The organism is Edaphosphingomonas fennica (assembly GCF_003034225.1).
GTDB lineage: Bacteria > Pseudomonadota > Alphaproteobacteria > Sphingomonadales > Sphingomonadaceae > Sphingomonas_E > Sphingomonas_E fennica.
The window spans coordinates 21,594-40,249 of the sequence record NZ_PHHF01000058.1 but is presented as its reverse complement, the minus strand read 5'-3'; the positions used below and the strand labels follow the sequence as shown (position 1 = coordinate 40,249).

Sequence of the window (18,656 nt, the reverse complement as noted above, 5' to 3'; positions counted from 1 at the left end):
TCTAGCGCCGCCCGCGGAACTCGCGAAGATATTCGTTGTCCGGCGAGAGTATTACGGACGAAGCTCCCGACGCCTCATTGCCGTCCGTCCCGAAGGTGATGCGATAGGACTGCATGGCCCGATAGAAATCGTAGAAGGCCGGGTCCTTGCCGAAGCTTTCGGCATAGACGCGCGAGGCATCGGCATCGGCCTCGCTGGTGATGAGCTGGGCCTGCTTGCGGCCTTCGGCCTCGATGGAGCGGGCTTCCTGCTGGCGCGCGGTGCGCATGCGCTGGAAGGCGCTTTCCAGCGGCGATCCGCTGGGCAGATCGGCGCGCTTGATGCGGACGTCCACGATTTCCGCGCCATATTGCCGGGCGACGCGGGCGAGCGCGTTCTGGATATTGTCCATCACCTGGCCGCGTTCGGGGCTGAGCAGCGCCGCGAAGGGCCGCTTGCCCAGCTCGTTGCGGAGCGCCGATCCCAGGATCGGGCGCAGCGCCTCGCCCACGCGCTTTTCGCTGCCGGCGGATACGAACATCCGCCGGGGATCGACGATGCGGTAGCGGGCGAAGGCGTCGACCTCGAGCCGGAGCTGGTCGGTCGAAAGCACCGCCTGGCGCTGCATGTCGAAATCGAGCACGCGCTTGTCGACCCAGATGATCTGCTCGACGAAGGGGATGCGGAACAGCAGGCCCGCGCCGGTGCGGCCGAAATCCTCATTGGCGTGATAGCGGTTGGCCACCTGCACCGGCTGGCCGAAGCGGACGATCAGCGCCTGCTTGGTTTCGGGCACCACCTTCACGCACATCAGCAGGGCGGCGAGCAGGATGGCGGCCAGCACCAGCCAGGCGGTGGGCGTGCGGCCGAAGCGATCGGCGGGGCTCATCGGCCGGCTCCCTGCGCGGTCGCGGGCGGCGTGGCGGCTTCCGGCCGGCGCAGCTGCTGCAGCGGCAGATAGGGCTGCACGCCGTTCGCCTCGATCACCGTCTTGTCGGTCTTGGCCAGAACCTTCTCCATCGTCTCATAATACATGCGCTTGCGCGTCACTTCGGGCGCCAGCTTATATTCGGCATAGACCTTGTCGAACGCCTGCGCCTCGCCCGATGCCTGGGCCGTCTTCTGCATCGCATAAGCGCGCGCCTGGTTGAGGAAGGACTGGGCGAGCTGCTGGGCGGCGGTCACTTCCTTGAAGGCGTCGTTCACGGCGGCCGGCGGATCGGCCTGCTTGATCGCCACGCCCTGCACGGCGACGCCGGCGCGATAGCTGTCCAGCAATTCCTGCATGCGGGCGGCGACGCGGGCCTCGATCTGGCTGCGCTGCGGGCCGATCGCGTCGTTCAGGGTGACGCGGGCCAACTCCTCGCGCATCGCGCTTTCGGCGACCTCGCGGATCGTGTCGTCGGGATCGGCCAACTCGAACAGGTAAAGTTCCGGGTCGCGGATGTTCCAGCGCGCGGAATAAGCGAGGTCGACGATATTCTGGTCGCCCGTCAGCACCAGATTCTCGGAGCTTTCGCTGGTCGATCCGATGTCGACGGTGCGGATCTCGTCCACGTCGATCTTCTGGACGATCTCGAAGGGGGCGGGCAGCGAGAAGTTGAGGCCGGTGCCCATCGTGCGCGCATAGGCGCCGAAGAAAGTGACGACGCCGCGCTGCTGCGGGCCGATCGTGTGGATGCTGGTGATGGCGACCCAGATGGCGATGAAGCCCAGCAGGCCCCAGAACCAGAGCGGCCGGCCGCCGAACTGGGGCATGCCGCCCATGCCGCCGCCACCGCCCATCTTCTCCCGGCCGCGGCGCAGCAGCTCGTCCAGCGCGCTCGGCCCCTGATTCTTGCCGCCGCCGCCCGGGGGGCGCTTGCGCGGAGGCTGGCTCCACGGATTGCGCGGGCCGAGGCCGCCGCCGTCCCCGCCGCCATTGCCGCCGGACCCGCCCGATCCGCCGCCGCCCCACGGGCCGCCCCCGCCGCTTTCGTTCAGGTGCGCGATGGAAGAAGCGGACGGGCCGGAAATCTGTTGCATGGGCGTCATTATAAGTAGCGGTTCGCGGAAAAACAGTGCCATCCGCCGTTTGCGTGGCCTATGGCGCCAATCATGAGCGATTCCGATCCTTTCGCCGCCGCCCTCGATGCCATTGCCGATCCCGTTTCGGGCCGCGGCCTGATCGCGAGCGGGCGGGCGGCCGCACCCCGCGTCAACGCCGCCGATGCCACCGCCAGCGTGATCCTGGACGTGACCGGCCTTTCGGGCGACGACCGCGCCGGGCTGGAACGGGCGATCCGGGCGAAGCTGATCGGCCTCGGCGGGCTGCGCGACGTGCGCATCGCCATGACGGCAGAAAAGACGGCGCGGCGGCTGATCGTGGTGGGCAGCGGCAAGGGCGGCGTCGGCAAATCGACGCTGGCGGCCAATCTGGCGGTGGCGCTCAAGCGGCTGGGCGCGAAGGTCGGGCTGGTGGATGCGGATATCTACGGCCCGTCGCAGGCCCGGCTGCTCGCCACCGAGGGCCGCCGGCCCGAAGCCGAGGGCCAGCGGCTGCTGCCGATCGAATCTCCCTTCGGCCTGCCGATGCTGTCTATGGCCCATTTGGTGAAGCCGGGGCAGGCGATCGCCTGGCGCGGGCCGATGGCCGGCAACGCGCTGGGCCAGCTGATCGAGGCGGACTGGGGGGATGTGGACACGCTGATCCTCGATCTGCCGCCCGGCACCGGCGACGTGCAGCTCTCGCTGATCCAGAAGCACAAGCCCGCGGGCGCGATCATCGTCTCCACCCCGCAGGATCTGGCGCTGATCGATGCCACCCGCGCGATCGACCTGTTCCGCCAGGCGACGGTGCCGATCATCGGGCTGGTGGAGAATATGGCCGGTTATGCCTGCCCCCATTGCGGCGAGGTGAGCGACCCCTTCGGCGCCGGGGGCGCGGAGGCGGCTGCCGGGGCGCTGGGCGTGCCCTTCCTCGGCCGCGTGCCGCTGGAGATCGCGATCCGCAAGGCATCCGACGCGGGCGATCCGCCGGCAGCCCATGGCGAGGCGATCGCCCAGCCTTTCCTCGATATCGCCGGCGCGCTGATGGGCTGGCTGAACGCGAAGGCCGCTCCTACGTTCTGAACGGGACGAACAGAGGAGAATGACCGTGCCGCTCACGTCCGACGAAGATATCGCAGCCCTGCTGTCCGAAGTGCGGACCATTGCGATGATCGGCGCGTCCGACCGGCCCGACCGGCCGAGCTACGGCGTCATGCGCTTCCTGCAGGATCATGGCTATCGCGTGATCCCGGTGAACCCGCAGATCACCGGCGAGCATGTCCATGGCGAATTCATCTGGCGGGAGCTGTCCCAGCTGGGCGATCCGATCGACATGGTCGATATCTTCCGCCGACCCGAAGCGGCGGGCGAGGCGGTGGACGAGGCGATCGCGGCCGGCGCGAAGGCGGTGTGGATGCAGCTGGGCGTCGTCAATGAAGCCGCTGCCGCCCGCGCCGAGGCGGCCGGCCTCAAGGTGGTGATGGACCGCTGCCCCGCGATCGAAATCCCGCGCCTGGGCCTTCCCCCCCTCGCCTGATCTTCAGAGCTTGGCCAGCCGCCCCCCGTCCACCAGCAGCGACGCGCCGGAGATGAAGCGGGCCTCATCCGATGCGAGAAAGGCCGTGGCCGAGGCGATATCCTCGGGCCGGCCGACGTCGCCCGGTTCGATCACTTCGGCGCCGGATGCGATGTTCGGGCTGGACCAGAGCATCGGCGTGTCGATCGCGCCGGGCAGCAAGGCGTTGGCGCGGATACCGCGATCCTTGCCCTCGATCGCCGTGGTGCGGGTGAGGCTGCACAAAGCGGCCTTCGCCGCGGCATAAGGCGCGACCAGCGACGACGTCTGCTGCGCATGCACCGAGGCGACGTTCACGATCGCGCCGCCGGCCGCCATGTGGCGCAACGCGCGGGTGGCGAAATAAGCGGCGCCCAGCAGGTTCACCGAAAGCAGGCGATGCCAGTCCGCCCCCGTCAGCTCCGCGATCGGCTTGTAGATCATCGCGCCGGCCACGTTCACCACCACGTCGAAGCCGCCCAGCTCGGCAAGCGTGCGATCGACGACGTGGCCGACGGCGTCTTCGTCGCTCACGTCGCAGGCCGCGCCGGCAACCTTGCCGGCGCCCAGCGCGCGTAGGTCTTCGAAAAGGGCGCCTTCGGCCGGCGCGAGATCGGCGAGCATCAGGTGCGCGCCCTCGCGCGCGAAGGCTTCGGCCACGGCCCGGCCGATGCCGCCGAGCGCGCCGGTAACGATCACCGCCTTGCCGGCGAAGCGGGGCCGCGTCACCATTCGCGCAAGGCTCCGTCCGGGCCACGCCATGCGGGGTTGCGCCAGCGATGCGGATCGCGCGCGGCTTCCCGCACGCGGGCCTCGTTGATCCGCACACCCAAGCCGGGGCCGGTCAGGGCGGCAACGCTGCCATTTTCGATCGCGAACACCGAATCATCCTCGAGATAGGTCGCAAGGTCGGCATCCGCGCGGTTGTAATGAATGCCGAGCGACATTTCCTGGATGACGAAATTGGGCGTGGCGATGGCGATCTGCATGCACGCCGCCAGTGCCAGCGGCCCGAGCGGGCAATGCGGCGCCACGGCCACGTCATAGGCCTCGGCCATGGCAGCGATGCGGCGCACTTCCGAAATGCCGCCCGCATGGCTGAGATCGGGCTGGATGATGTCGACCGCGCCCATTTCGAACAGGCGCTTGAAATCCCAGCGCGAATAGAGCCTCTCGCCCAATGCCAGCGGCACGTGCGTCTGGCCCGCGAGCTGGGCTATCGCTTCCGGATGCTCGGATGTTAGCGGTTCCTCGATGAACAGGGGCCCGAGCGGCTCCAGTGCGTGGACGAGCTGGCGCGCCATCGGCCGGTGGACGCGGCCGTGGAAATCGATGCCCGCGTCCATCCCCGTCTCGCGCACCAGCCGCAGGCGCTCCACCGGCTCCGCCAGCCGGGACGGACTGTCGAGCCAGCCCAGATCCTCGGTGCCGTTCATCTTGATGGCACGGAACCCCTGCGCCTTTCGGCGGGCGGCCGCCTCCGCGACGTCGGCCGGGCGATCGCCGCCGATCCAGGCATAGACGTCCACGCGATCCCGCACCTTCCCGCCCAGCATCTGCCACACGGGCACGCCGAGCCGCTGGCCCTTTATGTCCCACAGGGCCTGGTCGATGCCGGAGATGGCGGACATCAGCACCGGCCCGCCGCGATAGAAGCCGAGGCGGTGGCACATCTGCCAGGCATCCTCGATCCTGTCGGGATCATGGCCGATCAGCCGGTCTTTGATATGTTCCAGTGCGCCGGCCACGGCTTCGGCGAAGCCCTCGAGGCTCGCCTCGCCCCAGCCGACCACGCCGTCCGACGTTTCGACCCGCACGAACAGCCAGCGGGGCGGCACGAGGAACCATTCGATACGCGCGATGGATGTCATGCGGTGGCGGAGCCTTTCTCACTCGATTGGGACGGGGATGGAGATGCGGCGCGCCTTGCCAGGCGCAGGCCGCCGGCCTGGCGCAGGCGATCGAAGATCACGGCGGCCAGCAGGATGCCGCCGCGCACCACATATTGGTAGAAGGTCGGCACATCGAGCAGGTTGAGCGCGTTCTGTGCGGCACCCATGATGAACACACCGATGACGACGCCGGTGATCGTTGCGACGCCGCCGGCCAGCGATACGCCGCCGAGCACGCAGGCGGAGATGACGGCCAGCTCCAGCCCCAGGCTGGTATTGGGCTGGCCGCTGGTGATGCGCGCGGCCAGCACGATGCCGGCCAGTCCCGCGATCAGCCCCTGCAGGCAGAACACGGTGATCCGCACGCTATCCACCGGCACGCCGGCCAGCCGCGCGGCTTCCGGATTGCCGCCGATCGCCAGAATGTTGCGGCCGAAGACGGTGCGGTTGAGCAGCACGCCGAACAGCATGAAGCAGGCGATCATGATCCAGATCGGATAGTTGATGCCGAGCAGCGTCCCCGAACCCAGTTCGTAGAAGCGCTCGGCGGGGATCGACACCGCTTCGCCGCCGGAAGCGAGAAAGGCGAGGCCGCGCACGATCTCCATCATCGCCAGGGTCACGATCAGCGAATTGACCTTCAGCCGCGCGATCACCAGACCGTTGACGAGGCCGACCGCGCCGCCGGCGGCAAGCCCCGCCAGCACGCCGCCCGCGACGCTGCCGGTGCTTGCGATCACGACCGCGCAGACCACGCCCGAAAGCGCAGTGATCGATCCGACCGAAAGATCCACCTCGCGCAGGGCGAGCACCAGCATCATCGTGGTGGCGATGGTGCCGACCAGCGTGACCGAAAGCACCAGGCCGCGCATGTTACGGACGCCGAAGAAGTCGGGCACGAACACGGAAAGCAGCGCGAACAGCACGACGAAGATCAGCAGCGGGCCTGCGGCGCCGAGGCGGCGGAGGAGCGGTGGGGAGGATTGGGCCATTATGGATCCTTGCGGGCGTTCAACGGGGCGCGGCATCGGGCAGGGCCAGGCGCAGCAGGCGTTCGGCCGTCGCTTCCGCGCGCGCGAGCACCCCGGAAATCGCGCCGTCCCGCATCACGACGATGCGATCGGCGATGCCCATCACCTCGGGCATGTCGCTCGATGCAAAGAGAATGGTCCTGCCGGCTTCGGCCAGCCGGTAGATATGGGCATAGATCTCGCTGCGGGCGCCGACATCGATGCCGCGCGTCGGTTCGTCCATCAGCAGGATGCGTGCATCGGCGGCGAGCCAGCGGGCGATGATCGCCTTCTGCTGGTTGCCGCCGGAAAGCGTGGCGATGGCGGTTGCCGGCGATGCAGTCTTCACCCGCATCAGGCCGATCATCTCGCCCGCTTCGCGTGTCTCGGCGGGGCGATCGATGAAGGGCGCGCGCCGGTCGGCCAGATTGCGCCGCGCGATCGCGATATTCTCCGCCACCGCGGCCAGCGGCACGATGCCCTCGCCCTTGCGGTCCTCCGGGCAGAGGGCGAAGCCGGCGGCGATCGCCCGCCGGGGGCTGGATGCGTCGAGCCTGCCGCCGTCCAGACGGATGCTGCCCGCCGTCGGCCGCTCGGCCCCGTAGATCAGCTTCAAAAGCTCCGATCGGCCGGCGCCGACGAGGCCGAACATGCCGAGTATCTCGCCGCGCCGTATCGAAAGGGTGACGGGCGCGCTGAGGCCGGGGCCTTCGATCGCGTCGATCTCCACATGCACATCGCCCAGCGGGCGGGGGCGATAATCGTAGATGTCGGCGATGGTGCGGCCCGCCATCGCGGCGATGAGCTGGTCCTGCGTCAGCCTCGTCATGTCGAGATAGTCCGCGACGTGGCGGCCGTCGCGCAGCACGGTCACGCTGTCCGCCAGCGCGAACACCTCCTCCATGCGGTGGCTGACGTAGAGGATGGCACGGCCATCGGCCCGCAATTCGCCGATGATGCGCTTCAGCGTCTCGGTCTCGCGCGCGCTGAGCGAGCTGGTCGGCTCATCAAAGGCGATGATCCGCGCATCGCGCAGCAGCGCCTTGCCGATCTCGACCATCTGGCGCTTGCCGATCGAAAGATCGCCGAGCCGGGCGTCGGGATCGATGTCCTCGCCCAGCCGCGCCAATATTCCCGCCGCCCGCGCCCGCATCGCGCCGCGCCGGATGAAGCCCGCGCAGGCCGGGAAGGCGCCGAGCAGAAGATTTTCCGCCACGCTCATGTCGGGGGCGAGGTGGAGTTCCTGGTGGATGATCGCGATTCCGGCGGCCTGGCTGTCGCGCGGGGAGACAAAAATACGGTCCTCGCCGCCGATGGTGATCGCGCCACTGTCCGGCCGATGCTCGCCGGCCAGTATCTTGAGCAGCGTCGACTTGCCGGCGCCATTCTCGCCCATCAGCGCCCGCACCTCCCCGGCGCGGACGGAGAAGCTCACCGCGTCGAGCGCGACGACGCCGGGGAACCGCTTGCCGACGCCCTCATAGGCCAGCAGGATGTCGCCGCTCACGCTGCTTCCTCCGCCAGCAGCCGGCGATAATTGTCGCGGGTCATCAGCTTGCCGTCGGTATATACCAAGGATGGCGGGCGGGAGCCCCGGACGATCCATTCGTACATCGCGACCGAGGTGTCATAGCCATGCTTGCGCGGGCTGAGCAGGATGGATGCGAAGAAGCCGGTGGGCTGGCGCTTAGCGAATTCCGCTTCCGCCGTGCCCGATCCGCCGATGCCGACGCCGATCACCGAATCCGCGCGCAGGCCCAAACCCTCGGCCGCCCGGACGCCGCCGAGCACGGCCTCGTCGTTGAGGCCGGTGACGATCCAGTGCCTGAGATCGGGGTGGCGGGTGAGCACGGGATCGGCGGCCGTGAAGCCTCCTTCGGTGTCGGTCGTGCGCTGCGGGGCGTCGAACACATGCGCCGGCGGCAGTCCGGCGGCGATGATCGCCCCGCGCGCGCCCATCGTCCGGTCGCGTCCGGTCTCCAGGCTGTCATAGGCGATGCGTAGCACGCCCGTCCGGCCGATATCCCACTCCCGGCGGCGGGCCTCGGCGATGGCGGTCTCGCCGGCCATCCGGCCGATTGCCAGCGCGGAGATACCGACATGCGGGATGGAGTCGATTGGCTTGCCGTCCGGCCCGATCAGCCGATCGTCGACCGACATCACCTTCAGATCGTTGACGCGCGCCCGTTGCTCGATCGCGGTGCCGAGGCGCGGGTCCGGCGCGCAGATCACGAAGCCGGACGCGTTCTTGGCGGCGAGATTGTCGATGGCGGTCAGCACCCGATCGCCATCGGCGGCGCCGATGCGAATTAGTTCGAAGCCCTTGTCGCGCGCGGCCATCCCGGCGAAGCGCCATTCGCTCTGGAACCATTGTTCCTCGGGCTGCTTGACGACGAAGCCGATCCGCACCCTGCCGTCGCGCGACGGGCCGCAGCCGGCGAGCGCTGCGGCCGTAGCCGCGGTCGTCCCCGCCATGAACTGTCGTCTGGAAAACATTCCCACTCCCTGCGGCGCGATCGTAAGCGCTCTATCGGCGAAACGCCTTTTCGAGCTCTGATTATCGTTTGGAATCGACAGAGGTCAACATTTTATCATATAAATCATGTGATTTGGAAAAACGGACGGAAAATGAACAACTTTCGGATTGTGGAGAGGTCCGGCCGGGACATGCTGGGTGAGGGGCCATGCTGGTCGCCCGTGCGCGACGCGCTGTTCTGGGTCGATATCGTGGGCCACAGGCTGCATCGGCTGGCGCTGGGCAGCGGCGCGGTGAAAAGCTGGGATTTCGATGAGCCGATTGGCTGGGCGATCGAGCGCGCGGACCGGGACGATCTCGTCATCGGCCTGAAGAGCGGCTTCGCCGGGCTGTCGCTCGATCCCTTCGCCATCGATCCGATCGGGTCGCCGGAGCCCGATCGCCCGCACAATCGCCTCAACGACGCGAAGGTCGATCCCCAGGGGCGCATCTGGGCGGGCAGCAAGGATGATCGCGACGAGGAAGCGAGCGGGGCGCTCTACTGTCTCGATGCCGATCTCGGCTGGACGCGGCTGGACGACGGCTATCAGGTCGCCAACGGGCCAGCCTTCAGCCCCGATGGCCGGACGCTCTACCATACGGACAGCGGCCTTCGCACCGTCTATGCCTTCGATCTCGCATCCGACGGCAGCCTGTCCAACAAGCGGGTCTTCCTCCGCTTCAAGAAGGAATGGGGCTATCCCGACGGCATGACCGCCGATGCGGCGGGCGGGCTCTGGATCGCCCATTGGGGCGGCGGACGGATCAGCCGCTTCCTGCCGGATGGCGAGCTCGACCGCTCGATCCGCCTGCCCGCGACCAACATCACCAGCTGCGCCTTCGCCGGTGAAAGGCTGGATCGCCTGTTCGTCACCTCCGCCGCGATGGGCGCGGAGGATGAGCCGCTTGCTGGCGCGCTGTTCGAGGTGGATACCGGCATGTGCGGGCTGCCGCCGGTGAGCTTCGCCGGATGAGCGGCTTCATCGGCGTCGACTGGGGGACCAGCAACCTGCGCGTCTGGCGCTTCGACGAAGCCGGCGCCGTGATCGGGCATCGCAGCGGCGGCAAGGGCATCGCCGCGGTGACGGACGGCGATTTCGCGGGCCAACTGGCGCCGCTGATCGGCGACTGGGCGGATGGCGCCACGCCCATCATCCTGGGCGGCATGGTCGGCAGCCGGAATGGATGGCTGGAGGTGCCCTATGTGGCGTGCCCGGCCGATCCCGCGGCGATCGGCGGCGGGGCGATTCCTGTCGAAACCGATCTGGGGCCGGCCTGGATCGTTCCCGGCCTCAGCCATCTCGCGCCGACGGGGCTGCATGACGTGATGCGCGGCGAGGAAGTGCAGATCGCCGGCGCCGGCGTGATGGACGGGATCGTCGCGCTGCCCGGCACGCACAGCAAATGGGCCAGGCTCGGCGGCGGCACGGTGCTTTCCTTCCGCACCTTCATGACCGGCGAATTGTTCGCGGTGCTGAAGGTGCATTCGCTGCTCGGCCGGTTGATGGTCGAAGGCCCAGCGGACGAGGCGGCCTTCCTTGCCGGCGTCCGCCGGTCGCTCGCCGATCCCGCGCTTTCGGGGCTGCTGTTCAGCGTGCGCACGGAGGGATTGTTCGGTGGCATCCCGCCGGAAGGCCTGGCGGATTATCTTTCGGGCCTGCTGATCGGCGCCGAGGTGGCGCAGGGGATGGAGGATGTCAGCGCCTCCGTCACCATCGTCGCCACGCGCGCCCTTGCCGGTCGCTATGCCGTCGCGGTGCGCGAGGCCGGCGCCGGCGCTCCGGCGATCATCGACGGAGAAGCCGCATCCGCCAACGGCCTGCTCGCCCTGGGCCGCCGCATATTGGAGAATGACTGAGATGATCTGGTCCGATCTTTTGGCCGAACTGCCGCTGGTGGCGATCCTGCGCGGGCTGGCGCCCGATGAAGCCGAAGCCGTGGGCGAGGCGCTGGTTTCGGCCGGCTTCCGCTGCCTCGAGGTGCCGCTCAACTCGCCCGATCCGCTCGAAAGCATCGCAATCCTGCAGGATCGCTTCGGCGGACGGGCGCTGGTCGGCGCGGGCACGGTATTGCGCCCCGATGAGGTGGACGCCGTGGCGCAGGCGGGCGGACGTATCATCATATCGCCCAACATGCGCCCCGACGTGATCGCCGCGACCAAGGCGGCCGGCATGGTCTCGCTCCCGTCCTTCCTGACCCCGACCGAGGCCTTCGCCGCGATCGAGGCGGGGGCGGACGGGCTGAAGCTGTTTCCGGCGGAAGCGGCCCCGCCGAAGGTGCTGAAGGCGATGCGGGCTGTCATCCCGGCCTCCGTGCCCGTATTCCCCGTCGGGGGAATCGATGCCGCGGGCATGGCGGCCTATCGCGCCGCCGGGGCGAGCGGCTTCGGCATCGGCTCCTCGCTATATGCGCCGGGGCGGGTCGCGGCGGATGTGGGCCGGCGCGCTGCGGCACTTGTCGCGGCTTGGCGGAACGGCGAATGAGTGGAGGGGGATGATGAGACGATGAGCAGCGACGACAATCCGCGATCCGCCTTCGACGGCCGCAACCTGACGGCGCATATCGTCCACGATCTCGGCCGCGCGATCGTTACCGAGCGTTATTCGAGCGGTCAGGCTTTCCCCGTTGAGGCCGATCTGTGCCGCCAATATGATGCGAGCCGGCCGGTGCTGCGTGAGGCGGTGAAGATGCTCACCGCCAAGGGCCTGCTGAGCGCGAGGCCGCGCCAGGGCACGCGCGTCCAGCCGGAAAGCCAGTGGAACCTCCTCGATCCCGATGTGCTGCGCTGGATGCTGGAGCGCAAATTCTCGATCGATCTGCTGATCGAATTCACCGATGTGCGCCTGGCAATCGAGCCCCGCGCTGCCGCGCTGGCGGCGGCGGTCGCCACGGGCGCGCAGCGCGCGCAAATCATGGCGGCCATCGACCGCATGGTGGCCGCCGACAATGGCGACGACGATGCGCTGGCCGCCGACATCGCCTTCCACGTTGCCGTGCTGAACGCCAGCAACAACCGTTTCCTGCGCCAGTTCACCGATCTCGCCGAAACCACATTGCGGTTCAGCATCCGGCGCACCAACGAATATAAGGGCGTGCCGCGCGCCAGCGCCGAGGAGCATAAGCGCGTCGCCGATGCGATCGCCGCGGGCGACGCCGAACGCGCGGCGGGCGAGATGCGCACCCTGATCGAAGGCGCGCTGAACCTGCTGCTTACGCGCGGCGGCCTGCCGTCCCGTCCCCGGGCCTGAGCGCCTCCGGCGCCATCGTCCCGAAGCGCAGCCGCGTTTCCGATCGATATTCCTTGCCCGGCCGCAACAGGGTGGAGGGGAATTGTGGCATGTTGGGCGAATCCGGGAAATGCTGGGTTTCGAAGCATAGCGCCCGGTGCCGCCCGATCGGCTGGCCGCCCCTATCGGGGATCGATCCGTCTAGGCCGTTGCCGCTGTAGAATTGAACGCCGGGCTCGGTCGTCGATATTTCCAGCAGCCGCCCGCTGGCGGCGTGCATCAGCCGGACCGCGGGTTTCAGCGTGCCGGCATCGTCCCCGATGCAGAAGGTGTGATTGAAGCCGTCTCCGGCATCGAGCTGCGGGTCGCCCGCCGCCAGCGCGGCGGCAAGCCCGCGCGGCTGGCGGAAATCGAAGGCCGTGCCGGCGACCGCGAGGCAGTCGCCCGTCGGCAGCGCGGCGGCGTCGATCGGAAGATAGGCTTCGGCGTGGATCTGGACGTCATGATCGAGGGCGGTGGCCGATGAACGGCCGCCGAGGTTGAAATAGCAGTGGCTCGTCAGGTTCACGTGTGTCGCCCGATCGGCGCCCGCGCGATAGCGGAGCAGGATCGTGTCCGCGCCTTCCAGCAGGAAATCCGCCTCCACGCGCAATCTGCCCGGAAATCCCTGGTCGCCATCCGGGCTCACATGGCTGAGCCGAACGCCGCGTCCGTCCGCCAACGGCGCGGCCGCCCATATCGCCTTGTCGAAACCGGCGGAGCCGCCATGGAGCTGATTGGGGCCTTCATTGGCGATAAGCGCGTGAACCGATCCGTCCACGGGCAGCCGGGCGCCGCGGATGCGGTTGGCATAGCGGCCGACGGTCGATCCGAAATAGGGATTGGCGCGGCGATAGGCGGGGGAAAGATAGCCGTCGAGATGATCGAACCCCAGGATCACCTCTTCCCGTGGCACCTCGTGGCCGGGCGCGAGGATGCTGGACAAGGTGGCGCCGTAGGTGGCGACGCTGAACGCAATGCCGCCATCGGCGGAGAAGGTGAAGCGTTCGACCATTTCGCCCGAGGGCAGCCGGCCCCAGGGTTCGCGATCCATCCGAACGGCGGGAGCGGGCATGGGCACGACCTGTGCGCTGGAGCGGGTTGAACCGGAGGTTCGGGAAAGGATTAGCGCGCCGCATGGCCCCGGATCAATGCGGCCCCGCGTAGGCAAGGGGTGGCCGGGCCGCGAACGGCCCGACCACAGGGGGGATCAGAAGGTCGCGCGGACGCCGACCGAGACGCGACGCCCCGTGTCGTCGAGCTGGATCAGCCGCTCATCATAGCGCGAGAAGGTGCGGCGGTGCTTGTTGGTCAGATTCACCACCTCGCCGAAGACGGCGAAATTCTCGGTGAACTTGAAGCTGCCGCTCAGATCATACTGGCCGTAGCTGTCGACATTCTCCGGCTCGCCATTGAGGCCGCGGGCGCGGGCCAGGAACTTGTCGCGCCAGTTATAGGCGCCGCGAAGCTGGACCGGCCCCTTTTCATAGAACAGCACCGCATTGGCGCTGTCCGACAGGCCTTCGACCGAGAAGATGCCGCTCGCGATCGACGGATCGAAGCTCGTTGAGCTCTTCACCTTGGTATAGTTGGCGAGCACGCCGAAGCCGTCAAACGGCGCAGGCAGCTTGTCGAACGTATATTGCGCCGCGACCTCGAAGCCATAAACCTTCGACTTCCGGGTATTTTCCGGCCGGGTCACGTTGAAGTCGAAGCCGAAATAGGTTTCGGTGGTCGTGACCTGCGAAATGAAGTTGTCGACCCATTTGTAGAAGCCGGCAACGCTCACATAGCTGGTCTTACCGATGAAATAATCGGCGGCGATATCCGCGTTCCACGCCAGATAGGGCTTCAGGCCGGGATTGCCGCTGCTGATCGTATTCGATTGGGGCGGACGGAAGTCATAGGATTTACTGAGCGTCAGGTTGGACAGTGTCGGCCGCGTCAGGGTGCGCGAGAAGGCCGCCCGCGTCACCAGCTTGTCCGTCCAGTTCACCCGGAACGTCGCCGACGGCAGGACATAGCTGTAATTATGCTTTTCCGAAACCGGCACCGGCGGGCTGAACGTCGCCACGCCGGCGGTAGGATCGCCGGGATTCTGGGTGATGTTCAGCAATTGCACCGAATTGCCGCGCGCCAGCGTGTTGGTATAGACATACCGGGCACCGACCACGGCATTCCAGGGATGATCGCCCAGATCGCCGCCGAGTTCGGCCTGCAGATAGGCCGCCGCGGTATATTCGCGCACCGAACCCGAGCCGCGCGGGTCGTAGGTCGGCCGCATGCTGTAGCCGTTGGCGGCATAGACGGCATTGAAGGCGTCTTCCGCGGTTTGATCGCCCTTCTGGGAAACAGCGGCCGGGTTGCCATAATATTGGGCGAGCTTGACCGGATCGTAGGTCAGCCAGCTCATCGGCGCTCCGCCGAGCACGCCGCCATCGTTGAAGGTGGTGAACAAGCCGGGGTCGGCGCTGGCAAAATAGCCGCAATAGAAGCAGCCCAGCGGGTCCGGCGTCAGTAGTGACGTGATGTCTTTCTTGCGCCGCGTGCCGACCGCGCCGAAGCGGATCGACTTCAACACCGTATCGAATTCCTGCTTGCCGTCGATCCGGAGCGAGGTGATGTCGTCGGAAACCTTGCTGCCGCGTTCGGAGCAGCAGTGCAGCACGGCGCGCGAGGGATCGTCGGTCGGCAGGATGTTGGTGATGGTCGGCAGGCTGCCGGGGTTGAGATCGAAGGTCGGGTTCACGCCCGCATTCTTCTCGCCCACCACGTAGAATACGGACGTGTAGCCCTCTTTGGCGCGCGAATGCGAGATATCGAAATCGATCGTAGTGCGATCGCCGGGCGTGTAGCGCGCATTCAGGCCGATCTGGTAGGTCTTCGCGTCACGCGGGGAATCGAAGACGATATTGTCGCTGGCAAGGCCGCCGCCTGCGCTGCGAACGAAATGGGTGACGGTGCCGTTCTCGTTCGCGGTCGCATCGATGATGTCGCCGGGATCGGTGTAGAAACCGAGCTGGTTCGACCAGGAATCCACCTTGAGCTGCGTGTAGAGGCCGTCGAGCTGGAGCTTCAGCTTGTCGCTGACGATCCAGTCGAATCCGATCGTGGCGGTGATGCGCTCGCGCGTGTTACGCTCCACCGTGGTGTTGTAGGTGCGGGGGAGGGCGACATTGGCGAGATCGACCGTGCCGTTCTTGTCGAAATCGAGATTCTGGCCGGTGATCCAGCCGCTGGTGTTGACGTTGGAGAAGCGCGATATGCGCTTGTCATAATTGAAGCTCGCCAGCACGCCGAACGTCTCGTCGGCATTGGTGTTGCTGACGATGCCGGAGATGACCGGTGCAGCCTTGTCGCGCGTGCTGTCGAACTTGGCAGCGGCGCTGCCGGAGAAGTGGAAGCCGGGATTGTCGAGCGGCCGCGCGGTGCGCAGCATCACGGTGGAGCCGATGCCGCCATCCTGCTGCTCGGCGGTGGCCGACTTGTAGACCTCGGCCGCGCTCAGCACTTCGGAAGGCAGGATGTCGAAGCTGAACTCGCGCCCGCTATTCTCGGTCGCGAGCAGCCGGCCATTGAGCAGCACGGTGTTGAATTCCGGGCCGAAACCGCGAACCGTGATGAAGCGGCCCTCGCCGCCGCTGCGATCGATCGAAACGCCGGTGATACGCTGCAGCGATTCGGCGACATTCTGATCGGGGAACTTGCCGATATCCTCGGCTGCGATCGAATCGACCACGCCGATCGTCTCGCGCTTGATGTCGAGCGCCTTGGAAAGGCTGGCGCGAGTGCCGGTCACGATGATGTCGTCAGCGGCGGCGGTGTCGGACTGCAGCGATGACGGCGCAGCATCCTGGGCGAAGGCGGCGGTTCCGGCGCACAACGAAACTAGGCTCGCCCCCATCAGCAACAGCGTGGCATGGCGACGACCGTGGACCTTTATCATGCATCACTCCCCAATATCGGAGGCTGGATCGTTGAGAGTGCCAGCCGTGGTCTCATAAATATGACAAATAAGATGCTTCGTCCACCCCGCACTCCGGAAAGGAGAAGCTTTTTGACCCATGCCCGCAATAAAGTGCGCCGGCGCGAGGTTGACATGCGCTGAAATGCTGCCTTTTTATATGATAAATATGAGATCTGGGAGAGTATGATGCGGGCAGGCAGGTTGAGTGTGGCGATGGCTTCGGCGCTGGCGCTGGCCGCGCTCTCGGCCGGCGGCGCGCATGCGTCGGCGCGCTATGATTCGAAGGCCCGCGTCTTCCGGCTGGATGGCGGCGACGTCACCTATGCGTTCGGCATCAATCCTGCGGGCTATCTCGAATCGATCTATTGGGGCGGACGGCTCCAGGACGGCGATCCCCTGGGGCCGATCCCGGCGCTGCGCGATCATTCCAGCGTCGACATGGCGGCATCAATCGCGCCCCAGGAGTTTCCCGGCCAAGGCGCCGGCACCTTCGCCGAGCCCACGCTGAAGCTCGCTTATCCCGATGGCGTGCGGGACGTCGTCCTGAAATATGTCTCCCACAAGATAGCGGGCGACACCATCACCATCGCTCTCAGGGATGTTTCCCGCCCGGTCGACGTCACCCTGCGCTACGAGATCGATCCCGAAACCGGCATCGTCGGCCGGTCGGCGACGATCGCGAACAACGGCAAGGGCTGGGTGCGGATCGACCAGGCCGAATCCGCATCTTACACGCTGCCGGTCGGGTCGGATTACCGGCTCCATTACCTCACAGGCCGCTGGGCGGCGGAATGGACACTCCAGCAGCGGCCGGTGACGGAGGGCGCGACGGTGATCGAAAGCCGGCGCGGATCGACCGGCCACCAGAATAATCCCTGGTTCGCGATCGATCGCACCGCCGTTTCGACCGAGGAAAGCGGGCCGGTATGGTTCGGGGCACTCGCCTGGTCGGGATCGTGGCGGATCAGCGTTGACAAGGACCAGATCGGCAAGGTGCGGATCGTCGGTGGCTATAATCCCTATGATTTCGCCTATCGCCTCCAGCCGGGCGAGAAGCTGGAAACCCCGGTCTTCTATGCGGGCTACAGCAGCAGGGGCATGGGCGGCGCCTCACGCCTGATGCACCGCTTCCAGCGTGACGAGATCCTGCCGGGCAACGGCAAGCCGAAGATTCGGCCCGTGCTCTATAATAGCTGGGAAGCGACCGAATTCGCCGTGGACGAGGCCGGGCAGATGGCGCTCGCCGAAAAGGCGGCGCGCATCGGTGTCGAACGCTTCGTGATGGACGACGGCTGGTTCGGCGCGCGCAACAGCGACAAGGCCGGCCTGGGCGACTGGACGGTCAACCGCACCAAATTCCCTAACGGTCTCAAGCCGCTGATCGACAAGGTGAAGAGCCTGGGGATGGAATTCGGCCTGTGGGTCGAACCCGAAATGGTGAATCCCGACAGCGATCTCTACCGCGCCCATCCCGATTGGGTCATCAATTTCCCCACCCGGCCCCGCAGCGAGGGCCGCAACCAACTCGTCCTCAATCTCGCACGGAAGGATGTGCGCGATCATCTGCTCAAAGTGCTGGACGATCTGGTCAGCGCCAACGACATCAGGTTCCTCAAATGGGATCATAATCGCAACTGGTCCGAACCCGGCTGGCCGGAGGTCGCGCCTGAGGACCAGCAGAAGCTCTATGTCGAATATGTCCGCAATCTCTATTGGATACTGGCCGAGCTGCGGCGGCGGCATCCAGGGCTGGAGATCGAATCCTGCTCGGGCGGCGGTGGCCGCGTCGATCTCGGCATCATGGCCCTCACCGATCAGGTCTGGCCGTCGGACAATACCGACCCCTTTGATCGGCTGACGATGCAGGACGGCTTCAGCCATGCCTATGCCCCAGCGGTGATGATGGCCTGGGTCACGGATTCGCCCAACTGGGTGAACAAGCGGGAGACCTCGCTCGAATATCGCTTCCTGTCCGCGATGCAGGGCGGCCTCGGCGTCGGCGCCAACCTCAACCATTGGCAGGATGAGGATTATGCTACCGCCACGCGGATGATCGCGGCCTATAAAACTGTCCGCGCCACGGTGCAGCAGGGCGACCTCTATCGCCTCGTCTCTCCCCAGCAAGGCAGCGAGCACTCGGCCACGCTTTCGGTTGCGCCGGACCGGCGCCAGGCGGTGCTTTTCGCTTTCCTCCACAGCAGCACCAAGCTGGAGCCGGCGCCCGCCATCCAGCTTCAGGGCCTCGATGCCGACAGGCGCTATCGCGTCAGCCGCCTCGGCGGCGGCACGCTGCCGGCCGGCATGCCCGTGGAAGCCAGCGGTCGCTTCTGGATGGAACAGGGCGTCGATCCGGCGCTGCGGGGGGATTTCCAGGCCATCGGCCTGCTGTTCGAAGCCGTCGGCTGATTGATGGCGGGGCAAACGGAACGGCGTACCGGTGCCGT

At 67.0% G+C, this 18,656-nt stretch carries 16 protein-coding genes; 7 read left to right on the top strand and 9 right to left on the bottom strand.

The features are described 5' to 3' along the window. Nucleotide 1 precedes the first annotated feature (1 nt). Together hflC and hflK are read right to left on the bottom strand one after the other, a co-directional pair. Nucleotides 2-868, bottom strand: a complete 867-nt coding sequence (hflC, locus tag CV103_RS14080) for a protease modulator HflC (RefSeq protein ID WP_015458672.1) — start codon at nt 866-868, stop codon at nt 2-4. After that, the gene (gene hflK / locus CV103_RS14075; RefSeq protein ID WP_211314401.1) at nt 865-2,004 is read right to left on the bottom strand and encodes an FtsH protease activity modulator HflK; all 1,140 of its coding nucleotides are present in this window, start codon (nt 2,002-2,004) and stop codon (nt 865-867) included. The genes hflC and hflK overlap by 4 nt, the downstream gene beginning before the upstream one ends. A gap of 72 nt (nt 2,005-2,076) precedes the next feature. Here hflK and CV103_RS14070 point away from each other — a divergent pair, with 72 nt between their 5' ends. After that, nucleotides 2,077-3,090 (top strand): Mrp/NBP35 family ATP-binding protein, encoded by a 1,014-nt coding sequence (locus CV103_RS14070; RefSeq protein ID WP_107395294.1) that lies wholly within the window; start codon nt 2,077-2,079, stop codon nt 3,088-3,090. A 25-nt stretch (nt 3,091-3,115) separates the two neighbouring features. After that, nucleotides 3,116-3,544 (top strand): CoA-binding protein, encoded by a 429-nt coding sequence (locus CV103_RS14065; RefSeq protein ID WP_107395329.1) that lies wholly within the window; start codon nt 3,116-3,118, stop codon nt 3,542-3,544. A 3-nt stretch (nt 3,545-3,547) separates the two neighbouring features. Here the strand turns inward: CV103_RS14065 and CV103_RS14060 are convergent, their stop codons facing one another. Genes CV103_RS14060 through CV103_RS14040 form a run of 5 tightly spaced genes read right to left on the bottom strand, consistent with a single transcriptional unit; the run spans nt 3,548 to nt 8,939 of the window. Further along, entirely contained in the window at nt 3,548-4,294 is a 747-nt protein-coding gene (locus CV103_RS14060) for an SDR family NAD(P)-dependent oxidoreductase (RefSeq protein ID WP_107395293.1), read from the bottom strand. Beyond that, a complete protein-coding gene (gene dgoD / locus CV103_RS14055) occupies nt 4,288-5,433 on the bottom strand; it encodes a galactonate dehydratase (protein WP_107395292.1) in 1,146 nt (381 codons plus the stop codon). Before dgoD ends, CV103_RS14060 begins: the two co-directional genes overlap by 7 nt. Next, the gene (gene araH / locus CV103_RS14050) at nt 5,430-6,446 is read right to left on the bottom strand and encodes an L-arabinose ABC transporter permease AraH (protein ID WP_015458666.1); all 1,017 of its coding nucleotides are present in this window, start codon (nt 6,444-6,446) and stop codon (nt 5,430-5,432) included. Before araH ends, dgoD begins: the two co-directional genes overlap by 4 nt. A gap of 19 nt (nt 6,447-6,465) precedes the next feature. Next, the gene (gene araG, locus CV103_RS14045) at nt 6,466-7,971 is read right to left on the bottom strand and encodes an L-arabinose ABC transporter ATP-binding protein AraG (protein WP_107395290.1); all 1,506 of its coding nucleotides are present in this window, start codon (nt 7,969-7,971) and stop codon (nt 6,466-6,468) included. After that, complete coding sequence (locus CV103_RS14040) at nt 7,968-8,939, bottom strand: substrate-binding domain-containing protein (protein WP_015458664.1); 972 nt, start codon at nt 8,937-8,939, stop codon at nt 7,968-7,970. The genes araG and CV103_RS14040 overlap by 4 nt, the downstream gene beginning before the upstream one ends. Nucleotides 8,940-9,092: 153 nt before the next feature. On the opposite strand from CV103_RS14040, the gene CV103_RS14035 reads away from it, so the two are divergent. Genes CV103_RS14035 through CV103_RS14020 form a run of 4 tightly spaced genes read left to right on the top strand, consistent with a single transcriptional unit; the run spans nt 9,093 to nt 12,227 of the window. Further along, complete coding sequence (locus tag CV103_RS14035) at nt 9,093-9,953, top strand: SMP-30/gluconolactonase/LRE family protein (protein WP_015458663.1); 861 nt, start codon at nt 9,093-9,095, stop codon at nt 9,951-9,953. Beyond that, the gene (locus CV103_RS14030; protein ID WP_015458662.1) at nt 9,950-10,837 is read left to right on the top strand and encodes a 2-dehydro-3-deoxygalactonokinase; all 888 of its coding nucleotides are present in this window, start codon (nt 9,950-9,952) and stop codon (nt 10,835-10,837) included. The genes CV103_RS14035 and CV103_RS14030 overlap by 4 nt, the downstream gene beginning before the upstream one ends. Before the next feature lies 1 nt (nt 10,838). Then, nucleotides 10,839-11,462 carry a 2-dehydro-3-deoxy-6-phosphogalactonate aldolase gene (locus CV103_RS14025; protein WP_015458661.1) on the top strand — a complete coding sequence of 208 codons (624 nt, stop codon included), beginning with the start codon at nt 10,839-10,841 and terminating at the stop codon, nt 11,460-11,462. A 21-nt stretch (nt 11,463-11,483) separates the two neighbouring features. Beyond that, a complete protein-coding gene (locus tag CV103_RS14020; protein WP_015458660.1) occupies nt 11,484-12,227 on the top strand; it encodes a FadR/GntR family transcriptional regulator in 744 nt (247 codons plus the stop codon). On the opposite strand, the gene CV103_RS14015 is transcribed toward CV103_RS14020, so the two are convergent. Together CV103_RS14015 and CV103_RS14010 are read right to left on the bottom strand one after the other, a co-directional pair. After that, the gene (locus CV103_RS14015) at nt 12,190-13,299 is read right to left on the bottom strand and encodes an aldose epimerase family protein (protein ID WP_015458659.1); all 1,110 of its coding nucleotides are present in this window, start codon (nt 13,297-13,299) and stop codon (nt 12,190-12,192) included. The genes CV103_RS14020 and CV103_RS14015 overlap by 38 nt on opposite strands. Before the next feature lie 156 nt (nt 13,300-13,455). Next, the gene (locus CV103_RS14010) at nt 13,456-16,191 is read right to left on the bottom strand and encodes a TonB-dependent receptor (protein ID WP_107395289.1); all 2,736 of its coding nucleotides are present in this window, start codon (nt 16,189-16,191) and stop codon (nt 13,456-13,458) included. A gap of 234 nt (nt 16,192-16,425) precedes the next feature. On the opposite strand from CV103_RS14010, the gene CV103_RS14005 reads away from it, so the two are divergent. Then, entirely contained in the window at nt 16,426-18,618 is a 2,193-nt protein-coding gene (locus CV103_RS14005; RefSeq protein WP_211314405.1) for an alpha-galactosidase, read from the top strand. Nucleotides 18,619-18,656: the final 38 nt, after the last annotated feature.

Bases quoted from the DNA above. Each gene is read 5' to 3' on its own strand.
- hflC (WP_015458672.1), bottom strand. From the start codon at position 868: ATGAGCCCCGCCGATCGCTTCGGCCGCACGCCCACCGCCTGGCTGGTG.
- hflK (WP_211314401.1), bottom strand. From the start codon at position 2,004: ATGCAACAGATTTCCGGCCCGTCCGCTTCTTCCATCGCGCACCTGAAC.
- CV103_RS14070 (WP_107395294.1), top strand. From the start codon at position 2,077: ATGAGCGATTCCGATCCTTTCGCCGCCGCCCTCGATGCCATTGCCGAT.
- CV103_RS14060 (WP_107395293.1), bottom strand. From the start codon at position 4,294: ATGGTGACGCGGCCCCGCTTCGCCGGCAAGGCGGTGATCGTTACCGGC.
- dgoD (WP_107395292.1), bottom strand. From the start codon at position 5,433: ATGACATCCATCGCGCGTATCGAATGGTTCCTCGTGCCGCCCCGCTGG.
- araH (WP_015458666.1), bottom strand. From the start codon at position 6,446: ATGGCCCAATCCTCCCCACCGCTCCTCCGCCGCCTCGGCGCCGCAGGC.
- CV103_RS14040 (WP_015458664.1), bottom strand. From the start codon at position 8,939: ATGGCGGGGACGACCGCGGCTACGGCCGCAGCGCTCGCCGGCTGCGGC.
- CV103_RS14035 (WP_015458663.1), top strand. From the start codon at position 9,093: ATGAACAACTTTCGGATTGTGGAGAGGTCCGGCCGGGACATGCTGGGT.
- CV103_RS14030 (WP_015458662.1), top strand. From the start codon at position 9,950: ATGAGCGGCTTCATCGGCGTCGACTGGGGGACCAGCAACCTGCGCGTC.
- CV103_RS14025 (WP_015458661.1), top strand. From the start codon at position 10,839: ATGATCTGGTCCGATCTTTTGGCCGAACTGCCGCTGGTGGCGATCCTG.
- CV103_RS14020 (WP_015458660.1), top strand. From the start codon at position 11,484: ATGAGCAGCGACGACAATCCGCGATCCGCCTTCGACGGCCGCAACCTG.
- CV103_RS14015 (WP_015458659.1), bottom strand. From the start codon at position 13,299: ATGGATCGCGAACCCTGGGGCCGGCTGCCCTCGGGCGAAATGGTCGAA.
- CV103_RS14010 (WP_107395289.1), bottom strand. From the start codon at position 16,191: ATGATAAAGGTCCACGGTCGTCGCCATGCCACGCTGTTGCTGATGGGG.
- CV103_RS14005 (WP_211314405.1), top strand. From the start codon at position 16,426: ATGGCTTCGGCGCTGGCGCTGGCCGCGCTCTCGGCCGGCGGCGCGCAT.